At 60.7% G+C, this 12777-nt stretch carries 10 protein-coding genes; 2 read left to right on the plus strand and 8 right to left on the minus strand.

Annotated features, from left to right (window positions below; translation table 11 throughout):
- The first annotated feature begins 19 nt into the window (after positions 1-19).
- Positions 20-2374, plus strand: a complete 2355-nt coding sequence (locus PspS35_RS28370; protein WP_159937708.1) for a penicillin acylase family protein — start codon at positions 20-22, stop codon at positions 2372-2374.
- 46 nt (positions 2375-2420) lie between these two features.
- Here PspS35_RS28370 and PspS35_RS28375 read toward each other — a convergent pair whose 3' ends face one another.
- Positions 2421-3386, minus strand: coding sequence for a GlxA family transcriptional regulator (locus PspS35_RS28375; protein ID WP_159937709.1), 966 nt, complete (start codon positions 3384-3386; stop codon positions 2421-2423).
- Positions 3387-3628: 242 nt separating this feature from the next.
- Here PspS35_RS28375 and PspS35_RS28380 point away from each other — a divergent pair, with 242 nt between their 5' ends.
- Positions 3629-4267: an HD domain-containing protein gene (locus PspS35_RS28380; RefSeq protein ID WP_159937710.1), complete on the plus strand. Its 639-nt coding sequence runs from the start codon at positions 3629-3631 to the stop codon at positions 4265-4267.
- Positions 4268-4324: 57 nt separating this feature from the next.
- Here PspS35_RS28380 and PspS35_RS28385 read toward each other — a convergent pair whose 3' ends face one another.
- The 7 genes from PspS35_RS28385 to PspS35_RS28415 all read right to left on the minus strand — a co-directional run bounded on the left by PspS35_RS28385 (position 4325) and on the right by PspS35_RS28415 (position 12728).
- Positions 4325-5209 (minus strand): ABC transporter permease subunit, encoded by an 885-nt coding sequence (locus tag PspS35_RS28385; RefSeq protein WP_159937711.1) that lies wholly within the window; start codon positions 5207-5209, stop codon positions 4325-4327.
- On the minus strand, positions 5206-6126 hold the full coding sequence (locus PspS35_RS28390) for an ABC transporter permease subunit (protein ID WP_099585907.1): 921 nt from the start codon (positions 6124-6126) through the stop codon (positions 5206-5208). Before PspS35_RS28390 ends, PspS35_RS28385 begins: the two co-directional genes overlap by 4 nt.
- Complete coding sequence (gene potA, locus PspS35_RS28395) at positions 6123-7265, minus strand: polyamine ABC transporter ATP-binding protein (RefSeq protein WP_003195240.1); 1143 nt, start codon at positions 7263-7265, stop codon at positions 6123-6125. Before potA ends, PspS35_RS28390 begins: the two co-directional genes overlap by 4 nt.
- Before the next feature lie 66 nt (positions 7266-7331).
- Positions 7332-8426, minus strand: coding sequence for a polyamine ABC transporter substrate-binding protein (locus PspS35_RS28400; RefSeq protein WP_159937712.1), 1095 nt, complete (start codon positions 8424-8426; stop codon positions 7332-7334).
- Positions 8427-8670: 244 nt separating this feature from the next.
- Positions 8671-9765 (minus strand): polyamine ABC transporter substrate-binding protein, encoded by a 1095-nt coding sequence (locus PspS35_RS28405; RefSeq protein WP_159938127.1) that lies wholly within the window; start codon positions 9763-9765, stop codon positions 8671-8673.
- A 181-nt stretch (positions 9766-9946) separates the two neighbouring features.
- Positions 9947-11311 carry an aspartate aminotransferase family protein gene (locus PspS35_RS28410; RefSeq protein ID WP_159937713.1) on the minus strand — a complete coding sequence of 455 codons (1365 nt, stop codon included), beginning with the start codon at positions 11309-11311 and terminating at the stop codon, positions 9947-9949.
- Between the two features lie 58 nt (positions 11312-11369).
- Positions 11370-12728, minus strand: coding sequence for a glutamine synthetase family protein (locus PspS35_RS28415; RefSeq protein WP_099585910.1), 1359 nt, complete (start codon positions 12726-12728; stop codon positions 11370-11372).
- Positions 12729-12777 lie beyond the last annotated feature (49 nt).

Consider the following 12777-nt stretch of genomic DNA (forward strand, 5'->3'; position numbering starts at 1 on the left):
TTCCCGATAAGGAAAGTTCATGAAGCGCGTCTTGCGGGCTCTCGCAGTTCTGCTGGTGCTGGTCGCCCTTGGCGCCGGCTGGTACGTATACAGCAAACAGCCTACCCGCCAGGGCACGGTCGAACTGGCCAACCTGCAACGCTCGGTCACGGTGCGCTACGACGACCGGGGCGTGCCGCATATCCGCGCCGAGAACGAGACCGACCTGTATCGCGCCCTGGGCTATGTGCATGCCCAGGACCGGCTGTTCCAGATGGAGATCATGCGGCGCCTGTCCCGTGGCGAGTTGGCCGAGGTGCTGGGCCCCAAGCTGCTGGAGACCGACAAGCTGTTTCGCAGCCTGCGCATTCGTGAACGGGCCTTGCGCTATGTGGAGCAGATGGACCACGACTCTGCACCCTGGAAGGCCCTGCAAGCCTATCTGGATGGGATCAATCAGTATCAGGACAGCCACGCCAGCCCCATGGAGTTCGACGTGCTGGGTATCCCCAAGCGCCGGTTCACCGCCGAAGACACCATCAGTGTCGCCGGGTACATGGCCTACAGTTTTGCCGCCGCATTTCGTACCGAACCGTTGCTGACCTACGTCCGCGACCAGTTGGGCGGCGAGTACCTGAAAGTCTTCGACCTCGACTGGCAACCCAACGGCGCGCTCAACCTCGCCGCCGGCGATTGGCAAACCCTCGGCGCCATCGCGTCCTTGAGCGAGCAGGCTCTGGCCGACAACGGCCTGCCGCAGTTCGAAGGCAGCAACGCCTGGGCCATTAGCGGCAGTCGTACCAAAAGCGGCAAACCGTTACTGGCGGGTGACCCGCATATTCGCTTCTCGGTGCCCTCGGTATGGTACGAGGCGCACCTGTCGGCGCCGGGTTTTGAGTTGTATGGCTATCACAACGCGCTGGTGCCGGTGGCGTTTCTGGGGCACAACCTGGATTTCGGCTGGAGCCTGACCATGTTCCAGAACGACGATGTCGACCTGATTGCCGAGAAGGTCAACCCGGACAACCCCAATCAGGTCTGGTACCAGGGCCGTTGGGTCGACATGACCAGCAGCGAACAACAGATCGCGGTGAAGGGCCAGGCGCCGGTTACCCTGACCCTGCGCAACTCTCCCCACGGCCCGATCATCAATGATGTGCTCGGCGAGAATGGCGGCAAGACGCCCATCGCCCTGTGGTGGGCGTTCCTCGACACCCAGAACCCGATCCTCGAAGGCTTCTACCAGCTCAACCGCGCCGACACCCTGGCCAAGGCCCGTGCGGCGGCGGCCAAGGTGTCGGCACCAGGGCTGAATATCGTGTGGGCCAATGCCAAGGGCGATATCGGCTGGTGGGCAGCGGCGCAGTTGCCGATCCGTCCGGCTGGCGTCAGTGCCGGGTTCATCCTCGACGGCAGCACCGCCCAGGCCGACAAGTTGGGCTTCTACCCCTTCAGCGCCAACCCTCAGGAAGAAAACCCGGCACGAGGCTACGTGGTGTCGGCCAATGCCCAGCCGGTATCGCCCACCGGCATGGAGATCCCCGGCTATTACAACCTGGCCGACCGTGGCCAGCAATTGAACGCGCAACTGAGCGACAAAAGCGTGAAGTGGGATGTGAACAACAGCCAGGCCTTGCAGTTGGGCACCACCACCGCCTTCGGCCCGCGACTGCTGGCGCCGCTGTTGCCGGTGCTGCGTGAGGTGGTCAAAGACCCGGCACAGCTGAAACTGGTGGAACAACTGGCCGCCTGGAAAGGCGACTACCCGCTTGATTCCACCAGCGCCACGCTGTTCAACCAGTTCCTGTTCAACCTCACCGACGCGGCCTTCCACCCTAAACTCGGCGACGCCATGTTCAAGACCCTGCTTACCACACGGGTCGTCGACGCCGCTTTGCCACGCCTGGCCGCCGACCCGGCCTCGCCTTGGTGGGACGGCAAGCGCGCCGACACTGTCAAACTCGCCTGGGACAACAGCCTGGCACACCTGAAGGCCACCTTCGGCGATGACCCGACCCAATGGCAGTGGGGCGAGGCGCATACCCTGACCCACGGCCACCCGCTCGGTTCACAGCCGCCATTGGACCTGATCTTCAATGCCGGCCCCTTCCCGGCCCCTGGCAGCCACGAAGTGCCGAACAACCAGTCAGCTGCCATCGGCCCGGCGCCGTGGCCGGTAACCTACGGCCCATCGACCCGGCGCCTGATCGACTTCGCCGATGTGGCTCACGCGTTGACCATCAACCCGGTCGGCCAAAGCGGCGTGCCGTTCGATCGGCACTACAGCGACCAGGCGCAGACGTATATCGAAGGCGGCTACGAGCAGGCGCATTTCAGTGATGAGGAAGTCACGGCCAACACCCGTGGCACCCTGAAACTGCTGCCCGCCCGATAGCGGCCGCTCAGCAAAAAATGTTTGGCTGACACACTGCTATCGGCGCTTAGACCGGCGCCGCAAAGTTGAGTCGCAACTGTTGCGGCGTCACGCCCAACCGGCGGTTGAACACACTACGCATATGCTGGGCGTCGCGAAAACCGCATTGGTAGGCCACGGTTTTCAGCGGCGCGTGGGTGCTTTCGAGCATCACCCGCGCCGCATCCACCCGTGCCCGCTCGACAAACTCCGCCGGGGTTATCCGCGCTTCACGGGCAAATACCCGAGAGAAATTACGCGCGCTCATGTTGGCGGCCTTGGCCAGATCGGCGATGGTCAAATCGCCAGTCAGGTTCGCCAATACATACAACTGCACCAGCGCCACCGCCGAGGTGTTCTCGGCGTGGGGCGTCAGGAACGGGCTGAACTGCGACTGCCCGCCCGAGCGCTGGGTGAACACCACCAGGCGCTTGGCCACGCTCAAGGCCACTTCCGGGCCATGGTCCTGGGCCAGCAGGTACAGCGACAAATCGATGCCCGCCGTGACCCCGGCCGAGGTGTAGAGGTTGCCGTCCTGTACGTAAAGGCGGTCGGCTTCGACCTGGGCCGAAGGGCACAGGCGCGCCAGGTCAGCGGCGTCGCCCCAATGGGTGGTGACGGTTTTGCCGTCCAGCAGACCGGCGCGGGCCAGCATGAAGGCGCCGTTGCAGATCGAGCCGAAGCGTTGCGCCCGGGCGGTGGCGCCCCGTAGCCACTCATCGAACTGAGCGCCGAACTCCTCGAAGGGCAACTGCGGGCCGCCGGCGACCAGCAGCAAGTCATAGGCTTGCAGGGCTTCGCTGTAATGCTTGTGGGCCTGAAGTGACAGGCCATTGGAAGCCGCCATCGTGCCGTGGCCGAAACCGATTACTTCCAACCGGTAATGATCTTGCGGCGCCAGGAAACGGTTGGCCTCGCAGAACACGTCCATAGGGCCGGTCACGTCCAGTGATTGAACGCCGGGAAAGATCAGGATCGCAACGGTTTTGTGCATGGGCAAACCTTATATCTCGGGCTGACGCAAAACCCCTGTGGGCGCTGGCTTGCCTGCAATGCAGACGACTCGGCCCATCAGGTATACCGAGGTGATGCTATCGCAGGCAAGCCAGTGCCCACATTTGATCGTGTACACCCTTGGCACGATGTCGCGCCAGATTGGCCGGGATCGCACCCTCGTCACCCTGGCCGCTTCACGCGTGCGCGACCAGACTGGATGCTTTCCACAGGAGAGCCACCATGACCACTTCCATCGCCGGCATCAAGATCCCCGACAGCGCCCTGGCCAAGGCCACTACCGAGTATATCCGCGACATCGAATCCGACCTGCTCTATCACCACTCGCGCCGGGTGTTTCTGTTTGGCGCGCTGAGCGGTGAACGCAAGCAGTTGGCCTACAACCCGGAGTTGCTCTACGTCGGTGCGATGTTCCATGACTTGGGCCTGGTGGAAGGTCATCGCAGTGACGACGAGCGCTTCGAGGTGGACGGCGCCAACGCGGCGGCGGCTTTTCTCAAACCCTACGGGCTGAGCGATGACGACATCGAACAGGTGTGGCTGTCCATTGCCCTGCACACCACGCCAGGCGTGCCGCAGCATCTGCGCCCGACCGTGGCACTGGTGACTGCCGGGGTTGAAATGGACGTGCTGGGCATGGACTACGCCGCGTTCAGCAACGTGCAGCGCGAAGCAGTGGTGCATGCGCATCCACGGGGCGAAGGGTTCAAGGAGTGCATCATCTGCGCCTTTGCCGACGGCTTGCGCCATCGCCCGCAGACCACGTTTGGCAACGTGAAGACCGATGTGCTGGTAGATCAGGCGCCGGGGTTCAGGCCGATGAATTTTGTCGAGGTGATTCGCACGTCGCCGTGGACTTGAAATGCAATCAACTGTGGGAGGGGGCAAGCCCCCTCCCGCATTGACCCGCACCCGTCTTTAGACCGGCGCTGGTGCCCGACGTTTGTCTGGCTGTTGCCAGCCATCCGCAGCGGCTTCTTCGATCGCTTGCTGAATGGCTTTCTTGCGATGCTCCTCAGCACGACGGCTGAAGAACCACACCAGGAAAGTCACCAGCGACACCGCCAACAGAATCAAACTGGCCACGGCGTTGATCTCGGGTTTAACCCCAAGGCGCACGGCCGAGAACACTTCCATCGGCAAGGTCGTCGAACCAGGGCCCGACACGAAGCTGGCCAGTACCAAGTCGTCCAGGGACAGCGCAAACGACATCATGCCGCCCGCCGCCAACGATGGGGCGATCATCGGGATGGTGATCAGGAAGAACACCTTCCACGGCCGCGCCCCCAGGTCCATTGCAGCCTCTTCGATCGACAGGTCCAGCTCACGCAAGCGCGCCGACACTACCACCGCCACATACGCTGCACAGAACGTGGTGTGAGCGATCCAGATGGTGACGATGCCCCTTTCCTGGGGCCAGCCGATCATCTGCGCCATCGCCACGAACAACAGCAACAGCGACAGACCGGTGATCACTTCCGGCATTACCAGCGGCGCGGTCACCAGGCCGCCGAACAGCGTGCGGCCCTTGAACTGGCTGATGCGTGTCAGCACAAACGCCGCCAAGGTGCCCAACGCCACTGCGGCGACCGCCGTGTAGCAGGCGATTTCCAGGGAGCGCGCCACCGAGCCCATCAGTTGGGTGTTGTCCAGCAAACCCACGTACCACTTGATCGACCAACCGCCCCACACCGTCACCAGCTTGGATTCGTTGAACGAGTAGATCACCAGGATCAGCATCGGCAGGTAGATGAACACCAACCCCGCCACCAGCATGAAGCTTGAGAAACTGACGCGCTTCATATCTTGCCCTCCAATTCTTTGGCTTGGCTGCGGTTAAACAGAATGATCGGCACGATCAGGATCGCCAGCATCACCACCGCCAAGGCAGACGCCACCGGCCAGTCACGGTTGTTGAAGAATTCTTGCCACAACACTTTACCGATCATCAGGGTTTCCGGGCCGCCGAGCAGTTCCGGAATCACGAACTCGCCCACCACCGGGATAAACACCAGCATGCAGCCGGCGATGATGCCGTTCTTGGACAGCGGCACGGTGATCTTCCAGAAGCTGTTGAAGGTGCTCGAACCCAGGTCGGACGCGGCTTCCAGCAGGCTCTGGTCGTGTTTCACCAGGTTGGCGTACAACGGCAGGATCATGAACGGCAGGTACGAATAGACCACGCCGATATACACCGCAATGTTGGTGTTGAGGATCTGCAGCGGCTCGTTGATCAGGCCCATGGACATGAGGAAGCCATTGAGCAGCCCGTTGTTGCTGAGGATGCCCATCCACGCATACACGCGGATCAGGATCGCGGTCCAGGTCGGCATCATGATCAGCAGCACCAGCACGGTCTGCATCTCTTTGCGCGCAGTGGCAATGGCGTAGGCCATCGGGTAGCCGATCAACAGGCACAGCAGCGTGCTGAAGAACGCCATCTTCAGCGAGCCCAGGTACGCGGCGATGTAAAGCTCGTCGCCCGCCAGCAGGCTGTAGTTGGCCAGGTTCAGCACCACTTGCAGCTTTTGCTCAACGTAGGTGTAGATCTCGGTGTACGGCGGGATCGCCACGTCGGCTTCGGCAAAGCTGATCTTCAGGACGATGAAGAACGGCAAGGCAAAAAACAGGAACAGCCACAGGAACGGAATCCCGATGACCACCTGCTTGCCGCTGGGGACGAGGCGGTTCAGGCGCCGCTTGAGCTTTTTTGTGTTCATGAGCGAAGTACCACGCCGCTGTCGTCTTCCCACCACACGTAAACCTGATCACCCCAGGTCGGCCGCTGGCCACGGCGCTCGGCGTTGGCCACGAAGGACTGCACCAGCTTGCCGCTCGGCAGCTCCACGTAGAACACCGAGTGGCCGCCCAGGTAGGCGATGTCGTGCACCTTGCCGCTGGACCAGTTGTGTTCGCAGGTCGGCATTTCGGTGGTCACCAGCAGTTTTTCCGGGCGAATCGCGTAGGTCACCGACTTGTCTTCCACCGACGTGGCGATGCCGTAGCCCACGTAGATGTCGCGGTCCAGGTCCGGGCACTTGAGCACCGCGTGGCCTTCGGCGTCGTCCACCACCTGGGTGTCGAAAATGTTGACGTTGCCGATGAACTCGCACACCAGGCGGCTGGTAGGGGTTTCGTAGATGTCGATCGGGCTGCCGATCTGGGCGATCCAGCCCAGATGCATGATCGCGATGCGCTCGGCCATCGTCATGGCCTCTTCCTGGTCGTGGGTCACCATCACGCAGGTCACGCCCACGCGCTCGATGATCTCGACCAGTTCAAGCTGCATCTGCGAACGCAGCTTCTTGTCGAGGGCGCCCATCGGCTCATCGAGCAGCAGCAGTTTCGGGCGCTTGGCCAGGGAGCGGGCCAGCGCCACACGCTGACGCTGGCCGCCGGACAACTGGTGCGGCTTGCGCTTGGCGTACTGGCTCATCTGCACCAGCTTGAGCATCTCGGCCACGCGGGCGTCGACTTCGGCCTTGGGGATCTTGTCCTGTTGCAGGCCGAACGCGATGTTCTGCGCCACGGTCATGTGTGGGAACAGGGCGTAGGACTGGAACATCATGTTGATCGGCCGCTCGTAGGGCGGCATATCGGTGATGTCCACACCGTCGAGGTAGATGCGGCCCTCGGTCGGGCGCTCGAAGCCTGCGAGCATGCGCAGCAAGGTGGACTTGCCCGAACCCGAACCGCCGAGCAAGGCGAAGATTTCGCCTTTCTTGATTTCCAGGGACACATCGTCCACGGCAATCGTCTCGTCGAACTTCTTCGTGACCCGGTCGATTTTGACCAGCACCTTCTTCGGTGTCTGGTCCCCTTCGAGGGCTTTCTTATAGGCGCCGGAGGCAACTGCCATTTACGAAACTCCCAAAAAAAAACAATGCAGTTCGCCGCAGCCGGCGAACCCAGGATAGTTTGAGCCTTACTTGCCCGTCTTGACCTTGGTCCAGCTACGGGTCATTAAACGTTGCACTTTCGGGGGTAGCTCGAAGTTGACGAATGTCCGATCGAGAACCGCCTGCGGTGGGTAAACCGCTTCGTCGGTGCGTATCGATTGCTCCATCAGTGTGTCCGCCCCAGGGTTAGGGTTGGCGTAACCGACGTAATCACTGACCTGGGCGATGACCTCAGGTTGCAGCAAATAGTTGATGTAGGCGTGGGCTTCCTTGAGGTTGGTGGCATCCTTGGGGATCGCCAGCACGTCAAACCACAAGTTGCCGCCTTCTTTCGGAATCGCGTAGGCGATGTTCACGCCCTTGCCTGCCTCAGCCGCACGGGCCTTGGCCTGGAACACATCGCCAGAGAAACCGGCCGCCACGCAGATGTTGCCGTTGGCCAGGTCCGAGATGTATTTGGAGGAATGGAAATAGGTCACGTAGGGCCGCACTTTGAGCAGCTTTTCTTCGGCCTTCTTGTAGTCGTCCGGGTTGGTGCTGTTGGGATCAAGGCCCATGTAGTTGAGTACCGCCGGCAGCATTTCATCTGCCGAGTCCATGAAGGACACACCGCAGGTGGCCAGCTTTTTCATGTTTTCCGGCTCGAACAGCACGGCCCAGGAGTCGATCTTGTCGACGCCCAGCACTTCCTTCACTTTGTCGACGTTGTAGCCGATGCCGTTGGTGCCCCACAGGTACGGCACGGCGTACTGGTTGCCTGGGTCGTTCTTTTCCAGGCGCTTGAGCAACGCTGGGTCAAGATTCGCGTAATTTGTCAGAAGCGACTTGTCGAGCTTCTGGAACGCCCCGGCCTTGATCTGCTTGCCGAGGAAGTGGTTGGACGGCACGACCACGTCGTAGCCGGTTCGCCCGGCCAGCAACTTGCCTTCCAGGGTTTCGTTGGAATCAAACACGTCATACACGGGCTTGATGCCGGTGGCCTTTTCGAAGTTGGCCAAGGTGTCGGTACCGATGTAGTCCGACCAGTTATAAATATGCACCGTCGATGCGGCCTGCACGCTGACCGCCAGCGTGATACCTGCACCCACCAGCATGGCTTGGCGAAATAAAGAAATTGGCAAGTGGAGGTCCTCTTAAATAGTTGGGCCTTAAAGTTGTTGCCCGGCAACAAAACCGGCGCGCAACTTACCCTCGATAAACCGATCCGGCAAAACTTTCTGTCATTTAATTATTTGTAGGAGCGAACCTGGGTGGGAGGGGGCTTGCTCCCGATAGCGGAGTGTCAGTCACTGGATCTGTTGCTGATACACCGCCATCGGGAGCAAGCCCCCTCCCACACAAGCCCACTCCCACAGGTCCTACGGGTTATTTACCGGATTTGATCTTGGTCCAGCTGCGCGTCATTTCACGCTGGGTTGCGGCTGGCAAATCAGCAATGGCGTAGAGCTTGGCTTGCACATCAGCTGGCGGGTAGATGCCCGGGTCGCTGGTGATGTCTTTGTCGACCAATGCAGTGGCCTTCTCGTTACCGTTCGGGAAGCGCACGCTGTCGGTGATCGACGCCATCACTTCAGGCTTGAGCAGGTAGTTCATGAACTTGTAAGCGGCGTCGACGTTTTCGGCATCTTTAGGGATGGCGACCATGTCGAAGAAGCTACCGGCGCCTTCTTTCGGAATGTCGTAGGCCACCTTGACCTTGCCACCGGCTTCAGCCGCGCGGGACTTGGCCTGCTGGATGTCACCCGAGTAACCCACGGCCACGCAGATGTTGCCGTTGGCGAGGTCCGAGATGTACTTGGACGAGTGGAAGTAGCCGATCGAAGGACGGATCTTCAGGAACAACGCTTCAGCTTGCTTGAGGTCGTCTTTCTTCTGGCTGTCGGTCGGCAGGCCCAGGTAATGCAGCGCAATCGGCAGCATTTCGGTTGGCGAATCGAGGAAGCTCACGCCGCAGCTTTTCAGCTTGGCGATGTTTTCAGGCTTGAGCAGCACGTCCCACGAATCGATCTTGTCCACGCCCAGCGCGGCCTTGACCTTCTCCGGGTTGTAGCCGATGCCGATGGAGCCCCACATGTATGGGAAGGCGTGCTTGTTGTCCGGGTCGCTGACCGACACGGCTTTGAGCAGGGACTTGTTCAGGTTGCCGTAGTTGGACAGCTTGGACGTGTCCAGCTCCTGGTAAACGCCGGCCTTGATCTGCTTGGCGAGGAAGTTGTTCGACGGCACGACGATGTCGTAGCCGGACTTGCCCGCCAGCAACTTGGCCTCAAGGGTCTCGTTGCTGTCAAAAACGTCGTACACCACTTTGATGCCCGACTCTTTTTCAAAGTTGGCGATGGTGTCCGGTGCAATGTAGTCGGACCAGTTGTAGACGTGCAGCACCTTATCGTCTGCCTGGGCCGCGCCCGCCATTGCGCCCATCAGGGACAAGGCGAGGAGGGTCTTGCCAGCGTTCTTCAAACCTAATGCCTTCATTTGGTGATGCTCCAATTTTTCTTTTTTGGGCCACGTTCTTTTATGTTCAGCGGCCCTTCCAGAGGGCAACAAAACAGGGCGACAGTCTGGCAAGTTAAGGGGCCGGCTTTCAACCAAAGCCCCTACATTTATAACTGCCCAGCGCGCTGCGCACTGAGCCTAGCACTTAGCCCTGCAATGCCGCCAAAGTCAGGTCCAGGCACGTGCGCGCCTTGGTCACCAACTCGTCAATCTCGGCCTTACTGATCACCAGCGGCGGCGAAATGATCATGGTGTCGCCCACGGCGCGCATGATCAGGCCATTGTTGAAGCAGAAGTTGCGGCAAATCATGCCCACGCCTTTGCCTTCATAACGCTTGCGGGTGGCCTTGTCCTGCACCAGTTCAATGGCGCCCAACAGACCCACACCGCGAACTTCGCCCACCAACGGGTGATCATTGAGCTCGCGCAGACGACGTTGCAAATAGGGTGCCGTTTCGCTGTTGACCTGCTCGATGATTTTTTCATCGCGCAGGATACGGATGTTTTCCAGGGCCACCGCGGCGGCCACCGGGTGACCGGAGTAGGTGAAACCGTGGTTGAAATCGCCGCCTTCGTTCAGCACCTCGACCACTTCGTCGCGCACGATCAGGCCGCCCATGGGGATGTAACCCGAGGTCAGGCCCTTGGCGATGGTCATCATGTCTGGCTTGAGGTCGTAGAAGTCGCTGCCGAACCACTCACCGGTACGGCCAAACCCGCAGATCACTTCGTCGGCGACAAACAGGATGTCGTACTTGGCGAGGATTTCCTTGATGCGCGGCCAGTAGGTGGCAGGCGGGACGATCACGCCGCCGGCGCCCTGGATCGGCTCGGCGATAAAGGCACCGACGGTGTCCACGCCCAGTTCGAGGATCTTCTCTTCCAACTGGTTGGCGGCCCAGATCCCGAACTCTTCGGGGCTCATGTCGCCGCCTTCGCCAAACCAGTACGGCTGGGCTATGTGGGTGATGCCCGGGATCGGCAAGTCGCCCTGTTCGTGCATATACGTCATGCCGCCCAGGCTCGCGCCGGCTACGGTAGAGCCGTGGTAGCCATTCTTGCGGCTGATGATGGTTTTCTTGTTCGGCTGGCCTTTGATCGCCCAGTAGTGGCGGACCATACGCAACATGGTGTCGTTGCCTTCGGAGCCGGAACCGGTGAAGAACACATGGTTCATCCCGGCAGGCGCGATGTCGGAAATGGCCTTGGCCAGTTCCAGCACCGGCGGGTGAGCGGTCTGGAAAAACAGGTTGTAGTACGGCAGTTCTTTCATTTGTTTGGCGGCGGCGTCAGCCAGTTCATCGCGACCGTAACCGATCGCCACGCACCACAGGCCGGCCATGCCGTCGAGGATCTTGTTGCCTTCGCTGTCCCACAAATACACGCCGTGGGCTTTGGTGATGATCCGTGGGCCTTTCTCTTTCAATTGCTTGAAGTCGCTGAACGGCGCCAGGTGGTGATCGTTGCTCAAGGCTTGCCATTCACGGGTTTGCGGGTTGTTGCTGGACATACCAATCTCCTAGACTTTTCAGTGAAGGGCGCGCCGTGTAAAGGGCGCGCCCGGCGCATCAGACGGCGAAGAGCAGGAATTCCCGCTCCCACGAACTGATCACGCGCTTGAAGTTTTCATGCTCGGCCCGCTTGACCGCGACGTAGCCTGTGATGAATTTCTGCCCCAGGTATTTCTCGATGGTCTTGCTGTTTTCCATGCGCTCCAGGGCGTCTTCGATGGTCAACGGCAGGCGCAGGTTGCGCCGCTCGTAACCACGACCTACCACTGGCGCGCTTGGGTTATGGCCTTCGACCATGCCGATGTAGCCACACAGCAGGCTGGCCGCAATGGCCAGGTACGGGTTGGCGTCGGCGCCCGGCAGGCGGTTTTCCACACGGCGGTTCTGCGGGCCGGCATCCGGTACGCGCAGGCCGACGGTGCGGTTTTCTTCGCCCCATTCCACGTTCACCGGCGCCGAGGTATCCGGCAGGAAGCGGCGGAAGGAGTTCACGTTGGGGGCGAACAACGGCAGCAATTCAGGGATGAATTTCTGCAGGCCGCCAATGTGGTTGAGGAACAGTTGGCTCATGCTCCCGTCTTCATTGGAGAAGACGTTCTTGCCGGTGGCGATGTCGATGATGCTCTGGTGCAGGTGCATCGCGCTGCCGGGCTCGCCGGTCATCGGCTTGGCCATGAAGGTGGCCGCCACGTTGTGCTTGAGCGCGGCCTCACGCATGGTGCGTTTGAACACCAGGATCTGGTCGGCCAGGGACAGCGCGTCGCCGTGACGGAAGTTGATTTCCATCTGCGCGGTGCCGTCTTCGTGGATCAGGGTGTCGAGGTCCAGTTCCTGCAGTTCGCACCAGTCGTAGACGTCTTCGAACAGCGGGTCGAATTCGTTGGCCGCTTCTATAGAGAAGGATTGGCGACCGGTCTCCGGGCGACCGGAACGGCCAATCGGCGGTTGCAGCGGGAAGTCCGGGTCTTCGCAGCGTTTGGTCAGGTAGAACTCCATCTCCGGCGCCACGATGGGCTGCCAGCCTTTGTCGGCGTAGAGCTGGAGGACTTTCTTGAGCACGTTGCGCGGCGACAGCTCGATCGGGTTGCCTTGCTTGTCGTAGGTGTCGTGGATCACCTGGGCGGTCGGCTCGATGGCCCACGGCACAAGGAACACCGCGTTCTGGTCGGGGCGGCAGATCATGTCGATGTCGGCCGGGTCGAGCAGTTCGTAATAGATGTCGTCTTCGACATAGTCGCCGGTCACGGTCTGCAACAGCACACTCTCGGGCAGACGCATGCCTTTTTCGGCGATGAACTTGTTGGTCGGCGAGATCTTGCCCCGGGTGATGCCGGTGAGGTCGCCAATCATGCATTCGACTTCTGTGATCTTGTGGTCTTTCAACCAATCGGTGAGCTGGTCGAGGTTGTTACTCATAAATGCCTCTGGGCTGGGTTTCCTGGCATCCATTAAAGGCCAGGCGTTG

Source organism: Pseudomonas sp. S35 (assembly GCF_009866765.1).
In the GTDB taxonomy this organism is placed as follows: domain Bacteria; phylum Pseudomonadota; class Gammaproteobacteria; order Pseudomonadales; family Pseudomonadaceae; genus Aquipseudomonas.

Coding starts and splice junctions, on each gene's coding strand:
- PspS35_RS28410 (WP_159937713.1), bottom strand. CDS start 11,311: ATGTCCAGCAACAACCCGCAAACCCGTGAATGGCAAGCCTTGAGCAAC.
- PspS35_RS28380 (WP_159937710.1), top strand. CDS start 3,629: ATGACCACTTCCATCGCCGGCATCAAGATCCCCGACAGCGCCCTGGCC.
- PspS35_RS28375 (WP_159937709.1), bottom strand. CDS start 3,386: ATGCACAAAACCGTTGCGATCCTGATCTTTCCCGGCGTTCAATCACTG.
- PspS35_RS28370 (WP_159937708.1), top strand. CDS start 20: ATGAAGCGCGTCTTGCGGGCTCTCGCAGTTCTGCTGGTGCTGGTCGCC.
- PspS35_RS28385 (WP_159937711.1), bottom strand. CDS start 5,209: ATGAAGCGCGTCAGTTTCTCAAGCTTCATGCTGGTGGCGGGGTTGGTG.
- PspS35_RS28415 (WP_099585910.1), bottom strand. CDS start 12,728: ATGAGTAACAACCTCGACCAGCTCACCGATTGGTTGAAAGACCACAAG.
- potA (WP_003195240.1), bottom strand. CDS start 7,265: ATGGCAGTTGCCTCCGGCGCCTATAAGAAAGCCCTCGAAGGGGACCAG.
- PspS35_RS28390 (WP_099585907.1), bottom strand. CDS start 6,126: ATGAACACAAAAAAGCTCAAGCGGCGCCTGAACCGCCTCGTCCCCAGC.